The organism is Streptomyces sp. NPDC050704 (genome assembly GCF_040654355.1).
Classification (GTDB): domain Bacteria; phylum Actinomycetota; class Actinomycetes; order Streptomycetales; family Streptomycetaceae; genus Streptomyces.
The window spans coordinates 72,957-92,258 of record NZ_JBFAHW010000038.1 but is presented as its reverse complement, the minus strand read 5'-3'; the positions used below and the strand labels follow the sequence as shown (position 1 = coordinate 92,258).

17 protein-coding genes and 6 pseudogenes are annotated in these 19,302 nt (G+C 68.3%); 14 read left to right on the top strand and 9 right to left on the bottom strand.

All coding sequences use genetic code 11. From position 1 onward, the window contains the following. Nucleotides 1-942: pseudogene (locus tag AB0I18_RS23255) on the bottom strand (IS200/IS605 family accessory protein TnpB-related protein); the annotation flags it as partial. 234 nt (nt 943-1,176) lie between these two features. Continuing rightward, complete coding sequence (locus AB0I18_RS23250) at nt 1,177-2,067, bottom strand: hypothetical protein (RefSeq protein WP_363107463.1); 891 nt, start codon at nt 2,065-2,067, stop codon at nt 1,177-1,179. A gap of 773 nt (nt 2,068-2,840) precedes the next feature. Here AB0I18_RS23250 and AB0I18_RS23245 point away from each other — a divergent pair. Then, nucleotides 2,841-4,013, top strand: coding sequence for a serine hydrolase domain-containing protein (locus tag AB0I18_RS23245; RefSeq protein ID WP_363107462.1), 1,173 nt, complete (start codon nt 2,841-2,843; stop codon nt 4,011-4,013). 861 nt (nt 4,014-4,874) lie between these two features. Continuing rightward, nucleotides 4,875-5,783 (top strand): annotated as a pseudogene (locus AB0I18_RS23240) (IS5 family transposase). On the opposite strand, the gene AB0I18_RS23235 reads toward AB0I18_RS23240, so the two are convergent. Then, the gene (locus AB0I18_RS23235) at nt 5,735-6,316 is read right to left on the bottom strand and encodes an SMI1/KNR4 family protein (RefSeq protein ID WP_363107461.1); all 582 of its coding nucleotides are present in this window, start codon (nt 6,314-6,316) and stop codon (nt 5,735-5,737) included. The pseudogene AB0I18_RS23240 and the gene AB0I18_RS23235 sit on opposite strands and share 49 nt — an antisense overlap. A 111-nt stretch (nt 6,317-6,427) precedes the next feature. Here AB0I18_RS23235 and AB0I18_RS23230 point away from each other — a divergent pair, with 111 nt between their 5' ends. Further along, nucleotides 6,428-6,781 carry a ferrous iron transport protein A gene (locus AB0I18_RS23230; protein WP_363107460.1) on the top strand — a complete coding sequence of 118 codons (354 nt, stop codon included), beginning with the start codon at nt 6,428-6,430 and terminating at the stop codon, nt 6,779-6,781. A gap of 139 nt (nt 6,782-6,920) precedes the next feature. Next, a pseudogene (locus AB0I18_RS23225) lies at nt 6,921-8,242 on the top strand (transposase). Between the two features lie 25 nt (nt 8,243-8,267). Here AB0I18_RS23225 and AB0I18_RS23220 read toward each other — a convergent pair. Then, on the bottom strand, nt 8,268-9,062 hold the full coding sequence (locus AB0I18_RS23220) for an SAM-dependent methyltransferase (RefSeq protein ID WP_363107459.1): 795 nt from the start codon (nt 9,060-9,062) through the stop codon (nt 8,268-8,270). 461 nt (nt 9,063-9,523) lie between these two features. Here AB0I18_RS23220 and AB0I18_RS23215 point away from each other — a divergent pair, with 461 nt between their 5' ends. From AB0I18_RS23215 to AB0I18_RS23205, 3 genes and pseudogenes are all read left to right on the top strand, one after another. Then, complete coding sequence (locus AB0I18_RS23215; protein WP_363107458.1) at nt 9,524-9,661, top strand: hypothetical protein; 138 nt, start codon at nt 9,524-9,526, stop codon at nt 9,659-9,661. Between the two features lie 224 nt (nt 9,662-9,885). Beyond that, nucleotides 9,886-10,998: pseudogene (locus AB0I18_RS23210) on the top strand (IS701 family transposase); the annotation flags it as partial. Continuing rightward, nucleotides 10,989-11,147 (top strand): annotated as a pseudogene (locus AB0I18_RS23205) (diacylglycerol kinase); the annotation flags it as partial. The pseudogenes AB0I18_RS23210 and AB0I18_RS23205, both read left to right, overlap by 10 nt. 76 nt (nt 11,148-11,223) lie before the next feature. Here AB0I18_RS23205 and AB0I18_RS23200 read toward each other — a convergent pair. Then, nucleotides 11,224-11,673, bottom strand: a complete 450-nt coding sequence (locus tag AB0I18_RS23200) for a peptidase inhibitor family I36 protein (RefSeq protein WP_363107457.1) — start codon at nt 11,671-11,673, stop codon at nt 11,224-11,226. A 263-nt stretch (nt 11,674-11,936) separates the two neighbouring features. Between AB0I18_RS23200 and AB0I18_RS23195 the strand changes: the two genes are divergently transcribed. From AB0I18_RS23195 to AB0I18_RS23165, 7 genes and pseudogenes are all read left to right on the top strand, one after another. After that, complete coding sequence (locus AB0I18_RS23195; RefSeq protein WP_363107456.1) at nt 11,937-12,101, top strand: hypothetical protein; 165 nt, start codon at nt 11,937-11,939, stop codon at nt 12,099-12,101. Between the two features lie 76 nt (nt 12,102-12,177). Next, nucleotides 12,178-12,432, top strand: a complete 255-nt coding sequence (locus AB0I18_RS23190; RefSeq protein WP_363107455.1) for a hypothetical protein — start codon at nt 12,178-12,180, stop codon at nt 12,430-12,432. Further along, nucleotides 12,429-12,800, top strand: a complete 372-nt coding sequence (locus tag AB0I18_RS23185; RefSeq protein WP_363107454.1) for a fic family toxin-antitoxin system, toxin component — start codon at nt 12,429-12,431, stop codon at nt 12,798-12,800. Before AB0I18_RS23190 ends, AB0I18_RS23185 begins: the two co-directional genes overlap by 4 nt. 386 nt (nt 12,801-13,186) lie before the next feature. Continuing rightward, nucleotides 13,187-14,226, top strand: a pseudogene (locus AB0I18_RS23180) (IS200/IS605 family accessory protein TnpB-related protein); the annotation flags it as partial. 258 nt (nt 14,227-14,484) lie between these two features. Continuing rightward, nucleotides 14,485-14,616, top strand: coding sequence for a hypothetical protein (locus AB0I18_RS23175; protein WP_363107453.1), 132 nt, complete (start codon nt 14,485-14,487; stop codon nt 14,614-14,616). Between the two features lie 63 nt (nt 14,617-14,679). After that, entirely contained in the window at nt 14,680-14,946 is a 267-nt protein-coding gene (locus tag AB0I18_RS23170; RefSeq protein ID WP_363107452.1) for a hypothetical protein, read from the top strand. A 64-nt stretch (nt 14,947-15,010) separates the two neighbouring features. Beyond that, on the top strand, nt 15,011-15,319 hold the full coding sequence (locus AB0I18_RS23165) for a hypothetical protein (protein WP_363107451.1): 309 nt from the start codon (nt 15,011-15,013) through the stop codon (nt 15,317-15,319). A gap of 159 nt (nt 15,320-15,478) precedes the next feature. On the opposite strand, the gene AB0I18_RS23160 is transcribed toward AB0I18_RS23165, so the two are convergent. From AB0I18_RS23160 to AB0I18_RS23145, 4 genes are all read right to left on the bottom strand, one after another. Further along, entirely contained in the window at nt 15,479-15,676 is a 198-nt protein-coding gene (locus tag AB0I18_RS23160) for a hypothetical protein (protein WP_363107450.1), read from the bottom strand. A 514-nt stretch (nt 15,677-16,190) separates the two neighbouring features. Beyond that, entirely contained in the window at nt 16,191-16,550 is a 360-nt protein-coding gene (locus AB0I18_RS23155; RefSeq protein ID WP_363107449.1) for a hypothetical protein, read from the bottom strand. Nucleotides 16,551-17,018: 468 nt separating this feature from the next. Continuing rightward, nucleotides 17,019-17,837 (bottom strand): IS5 family transposase, encoded by an 819-nt coding sequence (locus AB0I18_RS23150; RefSeq protein ID WP_363107448.1) that lies wholly within the window; start codon nt 17,835-17,837, stop codon nt 17,019-17,021. A gap of 420 nt (nt 17,838-18,257) precedes the next feature. Further along, nucleotides 18,258-18,851 carry a transposase family protein gene (locus AB0I18_RS23145; protein ID WP_363107446.1) on the bottom strand — a complete coding sequence of 198 codons (594 nt, stop codon included), beginning with the start codon at nt 18,849-18,851 and terminating at the stop codon, nt 18,258-18,260. Between the last annotated feature and the right edge of the window lie 451 nt (nt 18,852-19,302).

The window sequence follows — 19,302 nt, the reverse complement described above, 5'->3', positions numbered from 1 at the left end:
GTTCATGTCGACCGCGACCACGCCCCGGGCCAGCGCCGCCGGAAGCGGCAGGACGGGGGTGGCGGCGCGTTGCCAGGCGGCGGTGACATACCAGCGGCTGCGGGCCGGGTCGTGGTGGATGCGGTAGGCCACCGCCCGGTTGGCGGTGATCCGGTCGCGCCACTCCTGCCCGCGGTGCTGGAAGCGCACGGTCGCGTTCAGCAGATACCGGCCGTGCGGCGCGTTCGCCCGGTGGGCCAGCGGGGCCGGGAGCTTGAGCGAGAGCTGGCCGGTGTCGGTGACCCGGATCGTCTCGTTGCCGAACCGCTTGCCGGACTCCCCGTCCGCGGCCAGGAACATCCGCGCCGCCTGCCACCGCCGGCGCCACGCCGCTTCGTCCAGCCCGGCCGCCGCCAGGTGGTGCCGGGTGTTCGCGAGTTGCTTGCCGCCGCGCACCACGCGCACCCGGCTCGCCGCCCGGTCCGCCTCCACCGCGGCGAGCCGGTCCTTCAAAGTGTGCAGGCGGCGGGACTTGGCATGCCACTCACCCCGCGAGGCATACCCGCGCACCAGCCCGGCCCGCTTGTCCGCGGTGGCGCCCAGCGGACGGGCCAGCCGCGCCTCGACCGCGGCGATCTGCCCGCGCAACCAGCCCAGATGCGCGACCTGCCCGCGCCTCGCCAGCGCCCACTGGTCATGGCTGGCCTTGGTGATGCTGCCCGCCCAGCGCGCCGACGACCGCCCCGTCAACCCCCGCTTGCGCACGGCCCACGAGGCCGCATCATTTCCCAGCCCCTGTCGGGCGCGTGCCGCGAGATCCCTGGCCGCCAGCGAGCCCAGGAACACCCCGACCTCCGTCAGCACGGTCGCATCGGCCGCGCTCACCCGCAACCGGTCCCGGATCGCCACCCCGGCCGGACCGGGCACCACGAACGACGCCGCCAACTCCCGCAACCCACCCACCCCTTCACCCCCGCCCGGCCAGAAATCCCCGTCACGGCAGTCAACGAGCAGCCCCCGCAAAGGTCACCCATTCGACCCACGAACTCCCGTTCCCCTCCCGAGAAAGGGCCAGAACACACCCCCGACAGCACAGGCCGTCCCGGCACACAGCAGACCACCGCATCCGTCCCCGGCGCTCACTCGCGCTCACCAGAAGTCACTCCTGCCCGGTACACCGGCAGCAGTTCCAAACCCTCACCTGTGCCGGCGGCGCTGCCCGATGATGAAGGCGAGTGCGAGCCGGGAAAGGGGCGGCGAGGTGGCGGGTCCCAGGCGCAGCACCCATTCAGGCATGCGGCAGGCGCTCCGGGCCCATATCACGCCCCGGTCGTCCCTGAACTCGTAGGCACCCCACTTCGTACCGGCGAAAGGTTCGACGGAGCCCACCGGTGTACCGTCAAGAGCAAGCAGCGCGTAGCCGCCGGGCGAGTCCTTGCCGGTGCTGCGGATGATGTGCCCGGACACACCGGAGGGGTCCCAGACCACCAGTTCCGGCACGGATTTCCCGGCGCGGCGCTTCTCGACCCGGAACATAGGCTGCCCTGCGGGGTCGCGGACCTCCCAGTACGTCGTCTTCACCCCAGGCGCAGCAGGCACGGGTCGAGGAAGCGTGACCACCAACGCCGAGCGCCGACCGTCGGGCGTGTGCGCGCCCTTGCCCGTGACAATCAGCAGATCCCCGGGGGCGCCGGGTTCCGCGAGGAGCCGGCGGGTGCGCTTCCCTGCCCGGACCTGCTGCACCGTCAGGGCACCGAATGAGACCAGCCAGAACAACGACAGGAAGACAGGCAGAGCGGCAGCCCTGGGGCCGGGACGGTACGGACCCAACGGGCCGACGCGCACCTCGACGGTGTGTCCCGCGTCGCTGCGGCTGAGGCCGTAGATTCCGCCGGAACCGGTGTCGCCGCTGGTGGTGCGCCATGTCCCCGTGCACCTGAGTGGGCTGCGGCTGGCGCCCCGATGACACTCGGCGACCTGCGCGGTGGCCCGCTCTCCGGCCAGGAAGGTGCACGTCAGCACCGTGGGCCAGAAGAGTCCGCCGATCATTGCCAGGGGTATCGCGGCACGGAGCAACCAAAATCTCATAGTGCAGCAAGCTACAGCGGCGGACCGGCCGACACGCGGCCTGAACCCGCCTGCCCAGCTCTTCGACCAGCGCCTCCAGCTCGCTCCGGCGAGCCGTGATCCGCTCCAGCTCGGACATCCCCGCTCCGGCCCCGCGATCTGGTGGCGTATCCGTACGGCGACGGGTGGTTGGCGGTCCCTCGCCACAGGCGCGGCAGAACCCGAGAACCGCCCCAGCCGCCGAGTCAGACGATCTTCACCGTGGGCAGCGGCCGCCGGCCAGTGCGAGCGTGGCAAGGCGCGCACACCAGCCCACCTGACCAGCCGTTCTCACGATGCACACCGCTCATTGAGCTTTGTGCGTCCTGAAGTTACTCGTCACGGAGCTGGTATGAGCGGCCGGGCGGATACTCATGCTGGTGGTGGGCGGGAGTCTGCGTCGTAGATCGTCTGTCAGCATGCGACTTCGCAGCTCGTCAGAACCAGCGGGGATCGTAGGCGGGCGGTGGCGTGCGCCGCGTTCAGACGGAGCCTGGTGAGGATGCGTCAGTTTGTCAGGCGGGCGAGCGTCGTCTGCGGTGGCGATCATGGGATGGTCGGATCGCCGGTGGGGCCGAGGCCAGCCACGCGCGGCTGCTGGGTGATCTTATTGTGGCGGGCGGTAGTGACCTCCGAGGAGCGGGCCAAGCCGACCGGAACCCGCCCGTCGCGTTGTACGATCGACATGTCGGCCTCATGGACGTCCCGTGGCGAACTCGCGGGCCCGTTGTCGGCAGCTACCGCAAGGACCATTCATGAGGCTGTCCGCATTCCGTGCTCCTGTCGTGCTCGCATTGGTTTCCGCGCTGGCACTGGCCGCCTGCAGTAACAGCAGCGGCACTCCTGAAGTTGCCCGCCCGGCGGGCCCTGGTTCTCCGTCGCCAACGTCTGATCTCACGGATGATGCGATCCAGGAGGTCCTCAACAAGGCCCTGCCCCGCGGCGGAAGCGGCACGTTGATCGCCGCCCGCGGCGGTAAGGTCACACACTGCGCCGGTTACGGGATGGCCGATCGGGCCCACCGCATCTCCGCGAGCTGCGACACGGTGTACGACATCATGTCGATGACCAAGTCGTTCACGGCCGTGGCGATCATGAAGCTGCAGATGGCGGGCAAGCTGCAGGTCAGCGACACGATCAGCAAGTTCGTCGGACCTGTAACGGCGGACAAGCGCAACATCACGATTCACCAGTTGCTCACCCACACCTCCGGGCTGCCGGAGGCGCTGGGAGACGACTACGATCCGATCTCCCGCCAGGAGATGATCGACGGAGCCGCCAAGTCCAAGCTGATCGCCCCGCCCGGCACGAAGTTCGCCTACTCCAACCTGGGCTACAGCTTGCTGGCCGCCGTCATCGAGAACGCCTCCGGCACGGACTACGAGCACTTCCTGGCGAAGCAGATCTTTGCTCCCGCCGGCATGAAGGACACCGGCTACGTCCTGCCGCGCTGGGACACAGAGCGGATCGCGGTGGAGTACGACGAACAGGGCGTCTCCCAAGGGCGGCCGCTGGACCACCGATGGGCCGCTGACGGTCCGTACTGGAACCTGCGCGGAAACGGCGGTTTGCTGTCCACTGCCCGCGATATGTACCGCTTCCACCGCGCTTTGACTGGCGAGGCCCTCCTGGACCGCGACGCGCAGGCCATGATGTTCAAAGCCCACGCCCCCACCGACCTGCCGGGCTACGACGGCTACGCCACCGGCTACGGGTGGGGCATCATGCCCGATCGGAGCCTCGCGACCCACTCCGGCGGCAACGACTGGTCCTACGGCGTGAACGTGCACGCCGTGGACGGTGACCTGATGGTGTTCTGGATAAGTAACCAGGCTGTCCAGGACGGGAAATGGGATCTCCAAGAGGTCGCCCGACCCCTCATACTGAAGCTGATCAAGCACCTCCAAGCCCGCCCGGCCGGTGAGTGAGCGAATGCCGTCGTGATCGCGCAGTCACGGGGCTGGTGTGGGTCGGACGCGGGGTACTCCCGTCGGCCGGGAGCATGATCGGCTGTGGGAGATCGTCTGTCACCTCTGGACCTCTGTGCCGGCCGGGACGAGCAGGGCCCTCAGGAGTGTGGTCGCGTGACGGGCGTTCATGCGGACCTGGGTCAGGAAGGGCCAGGTGTCCCGTCTCTCCCAGGTCGAGGCGTCCCGGTCTATGTGAGGCACTTGCTCGTGTGTCTCTGTTAATCCGAGGCACTGCGGCGCCTGCGGTGCGCGCGGCCGCTCGGCTGCTGTCGTGATCCCTGAAGGAACGGGAGGTCACCGGCAGCTGCCGGAGACCTGTAATCCGCGGCGGTACGCACGTCACTTGTGGCAGCGGCTCGACCGGGAGGGTGTTCGGAGCGGCAAGCCAGGACCGACTACTCCAAGGCCAGGCCCCATTGGGCCAGGAAGTCGTCCGGGAGTCGATGAACTCGGGCAGGAACGCGGCGAACTCGGCAGCCACTTGGTCAGCGGTCATCCCCTGTTTCCCGGCCACCTCGGTGAAGACCTGCGCCGGCAGTACCGCCTGCAACTGGGCTGCGGACCGCCGACCGGGTACTCGGCGAGCCGTCGTCCGTAACGGCTGTGCACCCGGCGCGCGACGGTCGCGCAGTCCGGGCACGTCAACTCCGTCACGACGCTGCGGGCTTTGGCCGCAACCACCCCGTCCACCTCGGTCAACCGGTCCAGCACCATCCCCACGGCATCCGGGAACAGCACTTCCTTCAACGTGAGCAGATCCCCCATGACCAGGGCGTTCCCGCTGCCGAACGCCCCGGCCGGAGGGGGGAGGCGGACGCCATGCGGCAGCACCGCTACCCCTCGGACACCACCGACCTCGAATGGGCCCTCATCGAGCCTTTGTCGCCGGTGCCGACCTGCCGCACCCCGCGCGGCGGCCGACCGGAAGCCCATCCCCGGCGCGAGATCGTCGATGCCCTGCGCTATGTCGTCGACACGGGCTGCAAGTGGTCTGCGCTGCCCGGCGACTACCCGCCCTTCAAAACGGTGTTCGGGTTCTTCACCCGATGGTCCGCACCCGGGGTCTTCAACCTCATCCGAGACCAGCTGCGGCGCCGGGTCCGCAGGTCGACGGGCACGTCCCCGCACGTGGTGGCGGCGGTGATCGACTCGCAGTCCGTCAAGGTTGCCGCCACGGTCCCGGGCGCCACGTCGGGATAGGACGCGGGGAAGAAGACGCCAGGCAGGAAGAGATACATAATCGTGGACCTCAAGGGGCTCCCGCTGTTCGTGATGGTCACCCCGGTCGACCTGCACGACAGCGTCGTGGCCCGCGAAGCCCTTTTCCGGCTGCGGCTGATGTATCCCGAAATCAGTATCGTCTGGGCCGACGTGGCCTACGCCGGAACGCTCGTCGACTGGGCCAAGTCCTTCCTTCATCTGACGATCAAAACAGTGAGCAGGCCCAAGGGCGCCAAGGGATTTGTGGTCCTCCCGAGGCGTTGGGTGGTGGAGAGGAGCCTGGCGTGGCTGTTGCACGCGCGCCGGGACGTCCGGGACTACGAGACGAGGCCCGAGCACTCCGAAACGATGCTCACGCTCGCCGTGATCACGCTGATGCCCCGCAGCCTGGCCCGGCACCCCGTTTACCCGAAGGCGGCAAAGCCCCGCGTCCCCAGGCCGTCGCAGCGGCCTGAGCATCAGAAGTCCCAGTCCAGTTCATCCTCGTCAACGGCGACAGGCAGGTAACCGTCCACCGCCTCGCCGGTCTCCAGAGCCGTGGCTTTCGCATCCAGGAGAGCCGGGAGCGAGGCCCACATGGGGTTGGGCGAAAACGAGCATCCAGTCTCATGATCGGCCTTGCCGATCCTTCCGCGGCGACGGTAGGGGCGCATGTCCATGATGAGGTCATCCCCTCCGCCGTTATAGGCGATGGGGATCCACTGTGCGTGCCACCACGGCCCGTATTCCCCGTCCGGGTCGCCTTCCTCTGCTCCCGCCAGCACATCTCCGTAGATCTTCATGCGTGTCTGCCAGGCACTGGTGATGCCCTCCACCCCAAGCAAAGACCAGAACGGCGGCAGCAGGTCGCGATGGCCCATGCCGTTGTGCCGCAGCAAGGACTCGACCAAGGGCTCGGGGAACGGCTGACCGATGGCCTGTTCGGCCACGGCAATTGCCGAGCGCTCCGCCGGGGGGTCAAGCGCAGCAAACGTACGAGGCGTGTGCTGGGCGAGCCAAGCCTCTATACGGGTCCACGACTCGGATATCGACGAAGTCATCCTGGGATCATGCCAGTTCGACGCGCCGCTGAACGGGAGGATTCGAGACGGGTTCTGAGCTTGTTCTTTATCTTCTGGTGTTCCTGATGTGGTGCGGGCAGGGTGGGCGGCATGACAGACAGTTCCGGCCCTGTTCCTGCGGACGTAGACGACCGCCAGGCGGTAGAGCGCATCCTCGGTCGTCCCTTGAGCCAGACATGGCCGACGGGTGCCCTGGCACCGGGCCGCCGGGTCACGGTCGTTCGCGACCAGGACTGGGACGGTCCTTGGCAGGCCGAGTTTGCTGGAACGATCGATGCCATGGGTGCACCCGAACCCAACGAACATGCTCAGTCGCTCAGCGGCGAGCTGCTGTACTGGGTGACCTTTGACGCGCCGCAGTACGACTGCGACGGGGCCGGTCCCTATCACAAGGCCCAGATCTGGGGCCGGTACCTAAGGGCCGAGCCAGAGTCCGAAGCGTAGGGATGCAGCGCCTCATGTTCCGCTCGAATCGTCCGTCGAACTGGGTCGCTCACCTGGGGATTCGCCGGACGTGGGGGCGGCCTTCGGCTGATCATGTGCTCCGACCAAGGTGCACGTGACCACGACGAAGGCCGTAAGGGTGAGTTTGCTGCCTGATGCTGTCCGAAGGGAGGCGTTCGTGGAAGCGTCACGCTTCCGGGGCGAGTTCTACAAGTGCCTGACCGCCTGGCGCGATGAGTTGTTCGAGCTGGTGGACGCGGTGCTGTATGTGGACGGTGCGGTGAAGTCCCCGGTGGACCTGACGCTGTTGCCCGAGCATCGTCGTGGGCACCGAGCGATGTACGGCGGCTTGAACTACGGCCGGATCGACGTCGATCGCCTGCGGACGGTGCTGGCCGGGCTGTCGCTTCCACGTTTCGATGGCGGGCAGCTGGTCCTGGCGGTCGATGTGTCACATGGCTCCGCTCGGACGCGCCGTGCTTGGCCGATCGGCTGTTCTGCCACGTCTACGGCCGCGCGAAGACGGCCTCGCAGTTCATCCCGGGCTGGCCGTACTCGTTCGTCGCCGTGCTGGAGCGGGGCGCCACGTCCTGGACCGCGACTCTGGACGCGGTCCGGCTCGGACCGGTGGATGACGCGACCGCGGTCACCGCCGACCAGCTCCGAGGAATCGCTGAACGGCTCATCGCCGCAGGCCGGTGGCAGGCCGGGGACCCGGGCATCGTGATCGTGAGCGACGCCGGTTACGACGTCACCCGCCTGGCCTGGGTCCTGCGAGACCTGCCCGTCGAGCTGGTCGGCCGGGTCCGCTTCGACCGCGTCATGCGGCTGCCGAAACCACCGAGGATGCACGGCGTCAACGGCCGGCCGCCCAAGCACGGACCGGAGTTCCGCTTCGCCAAGCCGGAGACCTGGCCCGAGCCCGCCATCACCACGGTCACCGACACCACCAACTACGGCAAGGCCGAAACCCAGGCATGGGGCAGGGTCCACCTCAGCCTCACCCGCCGCTCCTCCTGGCTCGACCACGACGGTGAACTTCCCTTGGCGGAGGGCACGTTGATCCGCCTGAAGGTCGAACACCTATCGAAGGAACGGGACGCTCCGCTGCTTCGATCTGGAGCACACCTTCCGCTTCGTGAAGCGGACCCTCGGCTGGAGCACCTCGAAACTCCGTGCCCCCGACGCAGCGGACCGCTGGACCTGGATCCTGCTCGTCGCTCACACTCAACTCCGCCTCGCCCGGCCACTCGCCCGGATCTCCGTCGGCCCTGGGAGAAACCCACCGCACTCGACCGGCTCACCCCGGCCCGGGTCCGCCAGGGATTCAGGAACATCCGCGCTCACCTCGCCTGCCCGACCCGTGTTCCCAAACCCCGGGCACCCCGCTACGACGTCGGCAAGACCGTCAAACGCCCCGAGACTCTCAAGGCCATCGGTAGACCTGGCAGGTCCTGGTAAATAGAGAACAAGCTGAGGGCTTCCCCTATGGTTTGCATGCCACGCCGCCGAAGTCGTCGACCTCGGCGGACGCTTGGGCACCCGTCTCTGCGGGGCGCCAGCGAGAGACCGAGACGAGGCCGGGCGCCAGCAGCTCCAGGCCATCAAAGAACCGGGCGAGCTGTTCGGGACTGCGGTTGATGCGGGGGTTGTCGCTCGCCTCGTTCCACTGCTCGATCATCTCGCGCATCTGCTCGGGGTTGAGCACCTCGGTGTCGTCGCAGAGCACGAGGTGGCTGCCGGAGGGCAGGGCATCCATCAGGCGCCCGACTATCTCGTACACGGAGTCGTCGGTGACGTGCGCGGTGATCCCCAGCAGCATCAGCGCCACCGGCTGGGTGAGGTCCAGGGTCTTGGCGGCGTGTTCCAGGATCGCGTCGGGGTTGTGCAGGTCGGCGTCGATGTAGTCCGTCGCGCCCTCGGGCGTGCTGCTGAGCAGCGCCTCGGCGTGGGCCAGCACGACCGGGTCGTGGTCGACGTAGACGATCCGTGTCTCGGGGGCGAGGCGCTGGGCGACCTGGTGGGTGTTGTTCGCGGTGGGCAGGCCGGTGCCCACGTCCAGGAACTGGCGGATGCCGGCGTCGGTGACGAGGTACTCCACGGCGCGCACGAGGAACGCCCGCTGCTCCCGGGCGATATCGAGGATGGCCGGGTTGGCCTCGGAGATCTGGTCACCGACCTGCCGGTCGATCTCGTAGCAGTCTTTGCCGCCCAGCCAGTAGTTCCAGATGCGGGCGGAGTGAGGCACGCTGCTGTTGATGATCGGACGTTCAACCGACATGGGATCTCCCCGAGTTGACCTGATGTCACACAATCTAGCCGCATGGCACGTCGGGTGCCGGGGAAGACTGGATCTTCGCCGATGATCTGCACGTGTTCGCTGCCCGGCGCCGGATCTGGCTGTTCCGCTTGTGCCGTCCGACGTCGCTGCTGATACTCAGGGCCGCTGCTGCCCTGTCGGCCCTTCGCCCGTACGGTTGGACGAACCGAGTGTTCCCGCAGGTTGGTTCGGTGGTCCATCGCGCCGACGCATGGCCGTTTCAGACCGGCGTTGGCAGCGTCTTGTCTGTGCTCGTACGGTAGCGGCCACGACCGAGGCGCCGGACTGGCGCAGGTTGATCGAGATCGCCCGTTCACTCAACCACTACCGGTGGCAGCCCCGATGAGGAAGTCCGTGCGGTGCGGTCTTCCTCCAGCTGGTGAAGGGTGTGGAGGGGAAGGAGCGCCCAGGTTTCCCCCCGGGTGGGTGCGCAGCCATGGAAGCCGCGACTGCATCCGGAGAACGGCGCCGTGCTGGCCGAGGAAGTCGCCTTGCTGCGGGAGGAGTTCCTGCCCGGGTGGCGCCCCGTCGACCCGATGTCTCGCCCATGGTCGAGCTGAGCGACCTCGATGTCCGGGGAGCGCAGCCGGTGGCGCAGCACGCCGAGGCCGTGCGAGCGGCCGGGGGAGAGGCTGCTCTGCCCGGGCCGACGGGCGACGACATCGCTCGGCAAGTCGCAGCCGCCGCGACCGGCGAATGCGCAGGTCACGAGATCCCTTGCCGACACAAGCGTAGGACTCCGTTAGGTCTTTCCGTTCGGCCTGATCAAGAGCATGTTGGGTGTGTGGACGCACATGAAGTGAACCGTATGCGGGCGAAGTTGGCGTTGTTCGTGGCCGATGTGTTCGCGTCGGTGCCGCGTAAGGATCAGCGGGCGAAGGGTGACTGCTATCTGCGGGGGCTGATGCTGGACGGGCGGCGGAAGTCGATCCAGCCGATGGCGGAGCGGCTGCCGGACGGCAACGAGCAGAACCTGCAGCAGTTCGTGAACCAGTCGACCTGGGATCCGGTGCCGGTGCGGCGACGGATCGCGGAGCGGATGGTGCCGCAGCTCGGCCCGGACGCCTGGGCGGTCGATGACGTGTCGTTCCCCAAGGACGGGAAGATGTCGGTGGCGGTCGCGCGCCAGTACTGCGGCGCTTTGGGCAAACGGGCCAACTGCCAGGTCGCGGTGAGCGTGCACGCGGTCTCCGATGCCGCGTCCTGTCCGTTGCAGTGGCGGTTGTTCGTGCCCCAGGAGTGGGCGGACGACGCCCCACGCCGGCAGAAGACCGGGATACCGCGGGAGGTCGGACACCGGGAGAAGTGGCGCCTGGCCCTGGACATCTTCGACGAGTTGGCCAGGTGGAATCTGGTGGCGCCGGTGGCGGTAGCCGACGCCGGCTACGGGACCAACGCCGACTTCCGCGACGGCTTGGACGGTCGGGGCATCGGCTATGTCGTCGCCATCCGCTCGGATGTGACCGTCCACCCGCACGATGCGCGGCGCACCGCCCCGGCATGGTCGGGCAACGGCCGCAAGCCACAGTCCCGTTACCGCGACAAGCTGTCCTCGGTGGCCGCGCCGGCAGCCGGTCATGGACGGCAGACCTTCACCGAGGTGACCTGGCGGGAAGGATCCCGCGGGCCGATGCACTCACGCTTTGCGGCACTGCGGGTGCGGCCGGCCGGAGTCCGGGCCCGCCGCCTGGCCTGGGCCGCAGCCATCGCACAAGAGGGCTTCTGGGATGGGGTCCTGCCCGAGGTCACGCTGCTGGTCGAATGGCCCGAGCAGGCCCAAGACCCCACCGACTACTGGCTGACCAGTCTGCCCGCCGGCACCTCGCTCACCGAACTGGTCCGCCTGGCGAAGATTCGGTGGCGGATCGAGCACGACTACCGCGAACTCAAGCACGGCCGTCGGTGAGTGAGGAGGCCTCGCCGCTCATGGCGCGGGGCAACACCGTGACCGTGTCGGGGGCGCACTTCCGGTACCAGGTGGACGCGGTCCTGTCGGGGCCTGTGCGGACCCGGACATGGATGGTGCGGGAGGGGGTGTGGGGCTTACTTTGCCGGGGACGGGGTGGGCCGCTCTTCATACGGGGAGCTGCCCATGGACGTATGAAACCCAGACGTATGGAACTCAGCAAAGCCGTTCGACCCGGTCCGCCGCGTTGAGAACGGGAACCGAGCCGTAGGCGGTGTCAGACTGGTTCCACCAGACGATCCCGGTTGTCGCGTCGGAGTACTGGACCACGCGGTTGGTGTTGTTGTAAGAGGACTCGATACGGTTGCCCCAGCCCCAGGTGCTCAGATACTGCACGCCGCAGTCCGAAAGCCTTCCCCGAGAGCCCTGGAAATTCGGACCGTCCCAGAAGCAGAACCAGCCCTCCGGGCATGAGGCGGCCGTCGACTCGGCCGAAGCCGCGGACGCGACCGTCGATCCGGCCAGCAGCCCGACGACCCCCGCGAGCACCGCGATGCGACGCCTGATCACGGACATACCATCCCCTTCCGTATGGATGTGCATGATGCACATCTGAACGCTCAAAACAGTGGCAGCCGCGAGGCCGCCCAGCCAGGCAAGCAACACGCAACTAACCCGCAACTGACCTGATGCGCGGCCGCTGTTGTGTGTCTCAGTCGGACGGTGGCGGGTGGGAGGTGTACGTCCGCCTGGGCGGTCCGGGGCCCGACGTGACGGGGTGGGCCTTCGCGCTCGCCGAAGTCGGGTACACCACCGTGAGCGATGACCACACCTGAACGCTTGGGGCAAATATCAGGTACGCCCGGCTAAGAGGGTGCACATGGTGGGCCGCGCCGAGATCCGACCGCTGACCACGCGGACGGGGCCGCATGACGGCGACCTGCTGGGCGGAGGTCGATAACGTGCCGAACGTCCTCGACGACTCGCTGTCCGGCCCTGTCCGGGTGGTCGAGGTCCTGTACACAGAGCTGGTGGGCGCTGCGGTGGTCGGCTTCACCGGGTACCGGTCGCGGTCGCGCGCCGTGGGGGCGTGATCGGCGAGGCCGATGAACGTCCACACGGCAGTGTCTAACCGAGCCCGTACCTGCTACCACTCTGCTACCATCAAGTGTGGCTACGAATAGGCAAACGCAGGTCCGGCTGGACGAGGGCGTGTTGGAGGCCGGCAAGGCTGCCGCGCGCTCCCGCCGGCTCGACTTCAACAAGTACGTCGAGCGGCTCATCATCGAGGACACCACCGGGGCCCGTGCCGCCGGTATGGCAGCCGCCCAGCGTCTCATCGACGAGCACGGCACGTTCCTCGACGACCTCGAGCAGCAGCTCGACGCCCCGTACAACCAGCAGCAGCCGGGCGCCGCCGCGTGATCCTGCACGTCGACGAGTCCTGGATCTTCGAAGTAGCGGAGCGGGCCGGGCACCGCGATCCGGCCGCCGACGACTACGGCGTGCCCATCGCCGCCGTCGCCCGCCACCGCGGTGAACTCCTCGACACTCCCGTCTACGACGGCCCTTACACCCGGGCCGCCGCCCTGGTGCACACCGTGGGCCGCTGCCGGTGGCTGGAGCGCTCCAACCTCACCGTCGCCTGCGCCGTGGCCGTCATGTATCTCGAAGCCAGCAACATTCCCGTCAACCCCACCCGCGAACAACTCACCGCACTCGCTCACGAACTGAACAACCCCCGCTGCACCGCCAAGCGGATCGTCTCCTTCCTACGCACCTGGAAACCCTGATCCGGACAGGCGTTGATCGCCTTCCGTCCGGGCCAGGTCAGTGGGCCGGGGAGAACGGTGGCCTCTGAGGGCGCGGTGCTACGCGGCGTTTTCGGCCCGGACCCGCAGGAGCAGCAGGTCGAATTCCGGGCCGTCCGGGGTTGGGGACTGCTGCCGATTTACTGAGCGGGAGTGACTTCTGGTGAGTGTAAGTGAGTGCCGTAGCCGGATGCGGTCGGCTGGTGCCCGGTATCGGCGCCGGGATGGTCCGCTCTGTCGTGGGGTGTGTTCTCGGGTGTTTCGTTCTTCGGAGGGGAACGGGAGTTTGTGGGTCGAATGGGTGACCTTTGCGGGGGCTGCTCGTTGACTGTCGTGGCGGGGATTTCTGGCCGGGTGGGGGTGAAGGGGTGGGTGGGTTGCGGGAGTTGGCGGCGTCGTTCGTGGTGCCCGGTCCGGCCGGGGTGGCGGTCCGGGACCGGCTGCGGGTGAGCGCGGCCGATGCGACCGTGCTGACGGAGGTCGGGGTGTTCCTGGGCTCGCTGGCGGCCGGGGATCTCGCGGTACGCGCCCGGCAGGGGCTGGGACATGATGCGGCCTCGTGGGCGGTGCGCAAGCGGGGGTTGACGGGGCGGTCGTCGGCGCGCTGGGCGGGCAGTATCACCAAGGCCACCCACGACCAGTGGGCCCTGGCCCGGCGCGGCCAGGCGGCCCATCGGGGCTGACTGCGCGGGCAGATCGCGTCCATCGAGGCACGGCTGGCCCGGCCGCTGGGCGCCCCGGCGGACAAGCGGGCCGGGCTGGCGCGCGGGTATGCCTCCCGGGGTGAGTGGCATGCCAAGTCCCGCCGCCTGCAGACATTGAAGGACCGGTTGGCGGGGGTGGAGGCGGACTGGGCGGCGGGCCGGGTGCGGGTGGTGCGCGGCGGCAAGCGCCTCGCGCATGCCCGCCATCATCTGGCGGCGGCCGGGCTGGATGAAGCGGCGTGGCGGGCACGCTGGCAGGCAGTACGGATGTTTTTGGCCGCGGACGGCGAGTCGGGCAAACGGTTCGGCAACGAGACCCTCCGGATCACCGACACCGGACAGCTGTCGCTCAAGCTCCCGGCCCCGCTGGCCCACCGGGCGAATGCACCGCACGGCCGGTACGTGCTGGACGCGACCGTGCGCTTCCAGCACCGGGGGCAGGAGTGGCGGGATCGGATCACCGCGAACCGGGCGGTGGCCTACCGCATCCACCACGACCCGGCCCGCGGCCGCTGGTATGTCACCGCCGCCTGGCAACGCGCCGCCACCCCGGTGCTGCCACTTCCGGCAGCGCTGGCCCGAGGGGTGGTCGCGGTCGACATGAACGACGACCTCCCCCACTCTCGACTTCCCTCGAGCGGGGGACCCCCACGGCCGCCTGGCACCTGGACGGGCACGGCAACCCGGTCGGCGGGCCGCAGCGTCACCATGATGTTCATGCCTCTGTCGAGCCACACCGCGCGGGTACCGGACGGCGGCGGCACGCTAAAGAAGAGCCAGCCCAGGGGCGGCAAGGAACAGGTCGAGCCCGTGCCGTCCGGCACCCTCGACGCTACGGCCGCGAACCGCGCGTCTGGGATCGATTGAACAAGTCAGGAACGGTGTTGGTGATTTCCTCGTGTGCGTCGGCCCAGATGTCGGCGATCGTGTCGATGAGCGGCGGGACCTGGCCGGGGCCGTAGGTGCGGATCACGACGTCGGTGCGGGTGCTCGCCGCTGAAGCCGAGGCCGCCGTCGCCCGGGAAGCCGAGCTGCGCGAAGCCGCCCGGGCCGATGAGCTCCAGGCGCTGCGCGAGCTCGGCACGCTGGAGTAAACCGAGCCCCGCGAGGGCGGCGAAGCTGTACGGGACGAACTCACCCGGCGGGCCGGCTCGTATATGCAGAAGGATGCCGACGCCTGGCTCGCTCACGCCCTGGCCGCGCACTGCGGGCACTACGCGGATCCCGCCGTCCGCGCGGTCGCCGCCGATCTGCTGCCGACGCATCTGCTCGCCCACGCCGCGCTGCTCACCGAACTCGCGCACCTCGCGCCGGGCGCCGGCGTCGACCAACTGGCGTTGGCGGCCCGGCTCGCCGCCGCCGACCCCGAGGCCACCGGCGGCCTCGCCGCGTTCCTCGCCCGCTCCCGGTCCGAGCAGAGCTGATCCCATCGGTTTGACCGGCGCAGCGGATATAGGCTGACTCAACTATCAGCTGGAGGAGCGTCACATGGAACCGACCGTCGACAGGCCAGCGCCACAGGTTACCGTCACAGACATCCGTACCCTTTTGGACTCTTCCGCTGAGCTCCCCGTTCTGTACATCAACTACGGTCCCGGCGACGGCGACGGCGACGGGGACAGCGAAGCGGAGTTGGACGTGTGGGCCGCAGGCCTGGTCTACCAGCCCGACATCGTCCTCACCCGCGCGACCGCTCTGGACCAGCTTGGCGAGGAACCCAATAGCGAGGCCATCGCGGCGTTCCTGCCGAAGGTTCAGAAAGCCGTGGACCAGATGGTCTCGGTCCGAGGCCTGTGAAGCAGATCTGCTGCCCCGAGGGACCGTCTCATTCGGCAAGGTTGTCCTGTGACATCGATGCTGGATCGTTTGCCATCGAAGTTGGACTGTCCGGCGGCGCGGCGCGGGAACCTTCTGCGCTACGTCCAGCACCCCAGGTTGCGCTGTCCAACGGGGCGCTTACAGAGGGGCGTTGCGCTCCGCATTTCGCCGATAGATGTCATGTGCCGCCTGAGTGATGAACCCAGCGACGAAAGCGACCGGGCTGCCATAGAGCAAAGGAGGACCCACATCGGAAATCCAGTCCCCGATGGCTAGACAAGCGACAACGTCGAGGTAGCAAAACAGGAACAGTGCCCCTTGGCCGAGCTTCGTCATCGCCCATCCCCCTTGTGGTCACCGCTCTTTCGCCTATGAACATGCCCGGTCCGTTACGGTCCGACACCGCTGTCTCGTCTCAAATGATCTGGTCTGCGGGTAGGGCTGTGACCTGCGGCGACTAGATCAACTGAGACGCCGGGCGGCCGAGAATCTCGGGTGATCTGGTCCCGGACGGTTGGATGCCGGGTGCTGTCTCAGTTGATCTGGTCCGGTGGCATCGCTTCCAGCTGATATCAGGTGTGGGTGGTCGACCACGACTGGTAGTCCCTGAAGATCCTGGCGAGACTGTCCGACTGCTCTCGCGCGTCGAAGAACTCGGCGAGGAGTCGATGGAGAGTGATCACGGCCTCCGCTTGGCCCGGGGCGAGAGCGGGTGGATCCAGCCGCTGGGGGCCAGGTGGCGGACCACCGTGGCCGAGTGTCGGATTCCGTCATGCGAAAGGGTGACAACCCGTCTCAAACAATCCGGTCGACGCAGGCCAGGGAAAGTCTGACCGCTCCTGCGTCATCGTCACGGCCGCAGTTGCCGCGCCTGCGGGTCGAAGCAGTTGAGGCCCATCGACGAAGCAACTTCCGCCGCGTAGGCAGATGCCTCCACCGCCATGCTCCAGCGCATAGGGAAGTAGATCAGCGGCCCACGGGCCTCCTTGATCAGCGGACCCGTCGACCGAGGCGAGGTGTCGTCCTCGTCCTCGGTGAGATCGGGCCACCGTTCCAGGAGGGCGGAGACGAAGGTCGCTATTTGCTCCACTGGAGGAACCGCAAGCTCCTCCGTATCGATGTATCGGTCGTACAGATCGGTGAAGCATAGGGTTGCAGCGGCGTCATCCGACGGCCGCTCGCCCTCCCACACGGCAAGGTCGTAGCTCATGGGCGCAGCCTGCCACCCGTCACCGACAGCAGCACCGTCGGACCAGATCATCTGAGACGGCGAGCGGATCGGACCAGATCGCGTGAGACGGGACAACCGCGGAGGGCGGCCCGCACCATCCTGTCCAGTGTCCGGTGCGACTGGCGTAGCCGGGCCCGAAGGGACCGGGGCAGGCAGCTGTGAGGCTCGCTTGGAATCGGATAACACCGGCGGTGAGCTCCGGATGCGCAGTGGAGGAACAGATACCCATGTCGCCGTGGGCGGACAACCGAACGCGGTTCTTGCTGAACCTGAGCCGGGGCCGAACTGCACGTTGAGGGAACCGCCGTTGCAGACGACGTCACTGATGTCCGCCGGGGCTGCGGCTGCTGCCTGGCCGAGCGGAGAAAGAGGGATCACCGCTGCGGCGGCAACAGCCGCTGACATGAGGGGACTGCGCATGGGGCCTCGTTCTGCTTAGGGGTGCTTTCAGAAAGCCAAGTGCTTGCGGGCGAGGGTCATGCAGTGGGCGAGTTGAAGGAAGGCGTCGTGCATGTCGTCGCGTACTTCCCACCGGATTCGCAGGCGGCGGGGGCCATGGAGCCAGGCGATGGCGGACTCGGCGACCCACCTGACCTTGCCCAGGCCCGAGCCGTGCGGCTCGCCACGCCTGGCGATCTTCGGCGTGATGCCGCGCTCACGCAGCCGGCAGCGGTACAGGTCGTAGTCGTAGCCGCGGTCGGCGTATAACGTACGGGGCCTGCACCGGGGCCGGCCCCGCTTGCCCCGCACCGGCCCAAGGCTGTCGATCAGCGGCAGCAGCTGGGTGACATCGTGGCGGTGACCGCCGGTCAGCGACACCCGCAGCGGGGTGCCGTGCGCATCGGTCAGCACGTGGTGCTTCGAGCCCGGCCGCCGCCGGTCAACCGGACTCGGACCGACTTTTGGGCTGCGTCGCCCCCGCTTGGCCGGCACGTGCGAGGCGTCGATGGTGGCCCGGGAGAAGTCCAGACGGTCCGCCGCCCGCAAGCGGTCCAGCAGCACTCGCTGGAGTTCCTCCCACACCCCGGCCTCCTGCCACTCGGCCAGCCGCCGCCAGCACGTCGGCCCAGAACCGAACCCCAGCTCCTGCGGCAGGTACTCCCACTGGATGCCGGTGTACAGGACGAACAACACGCCCTGCAGCGTCTTGCGGTCATCGATCCGCTTGCGCCCCGGATGCCGAAAGCGCCGCTCGTGCTTCGGCAACAGCGGCTCGATCACCGCCCACAACTCGTCACTGACCTCCCACGGCTTCCGCCGCGCCATGGCCACACCCCACAAAACACGGAATCACCTACAACTCCACCGTGCCACAACACGATCTTTCTGCAAGGACCCCTTAGGGAATGTGAGCGAACACGGAAAGCGAACCCGCTTTCGCATGGGGCAGTCCGCGCCGCGCCCTCGGGCCCTCACCACGTCACCCGAACGGCGCGTGCGCTGCAGCCCGCAAGACAGCTGCCAGCCGGTCGTACGACCAGCTGGACGCGCCGTGCCCGGAGTCGGCCACCCACACCGACCGGGCCGACGACGGCGACCGGTACGCGGTGTGCGACGACCACGCGATGACCGCCCGCCTCCAGATCACCAACGCCCAGGTCCTGCCGGGCACCCCGGCCTGAACAGTCCGGCAGACCTGTGTCATCAACCCCCTGCAACCGCCGCAGAACCTGGGTCCCTGGGTCCTCAGACCGGTGTTTTCGCTGGTGGACACGATCCGCAACGGCTGCTGGGTCCACCTGGGTCCCTGGGTCCCGCACCCTCGTACGGCCGGGTTCGTCCGGAGTGGTCCCCAGGGCCGGGTGCCAGCCGTCCCGTGCCGAAGCCCAGCTGCACAGCCGGCCGAGTGCCGACCCGCCCGGCCAGCGCGAGCCCCACTCGCTCCAGGGCGTGGTTGAGCCGAGTGGCGAACCATGCGTGCGGGGCGGCCAACCGGGAGAACGGCTCGACGAACGTCCGGCGCGGGCAATCCGCCGCTCCGCAGATGAAGCACCGGACCGTCAGCTTGATCACAAAACTCTGCTCAGCTAGCGGAAGGTCCTTCCGTCTGCGCTGGTAACGGTCGTGGACTCGTTCCGAGAAGCGCCCGCAGTCCGGACACGCCGCCCCGGCCGCGTGGCCTCTCGCCACCACCTCGACCGTGCCGAACGCGGCCGTCACCGCCTCGACGTCCACATGGTCGATCCCGTCGAACACCAGCGAGTCCCAGAACGGTGCATCGGTCTGCATGACCAGCACCATCACCGTCCACAACCGGCCGCAGCGGCGGTCGGCAGACACCTGAGGGAGCGTCAATTGTGATCGTGGGACGACGAGGCGTACGCGGTCTCACGCGAACCTGTCTCCTCGCAATCGAACATCGAGGTAACGCTTCGTGACGGCTCCCCGAGATCTGTGCCAGAACCCGGGGTGAGCCAGGCCGAGTCCACGTGCCGATGTACGAAAGGTCTGCCCAGGCATGGGAGAGCGTGAGGGCGTGCGGCGGCGGTTCCTTGTGGGGCGAACGACCGGCACACTCGGCGGCCGGGCCGGGCTACTGTGCCCGTCGTAGGGGGGCTGGCACCGGCGGTGGCGGGGTGCGCGTCCAAGCCGTGCGAGTGCGCCTGACACACTGGCAGTTCGCTCCCGGCCACTTCTTGTTCTGATCGTCCGGAAGGGAGCTGACCATGACCACGGCCCGCTTGGGCGCAGCGGCTTGGGGCCTGTCGGCCGTAGCCGCCGGCGTGCTGCT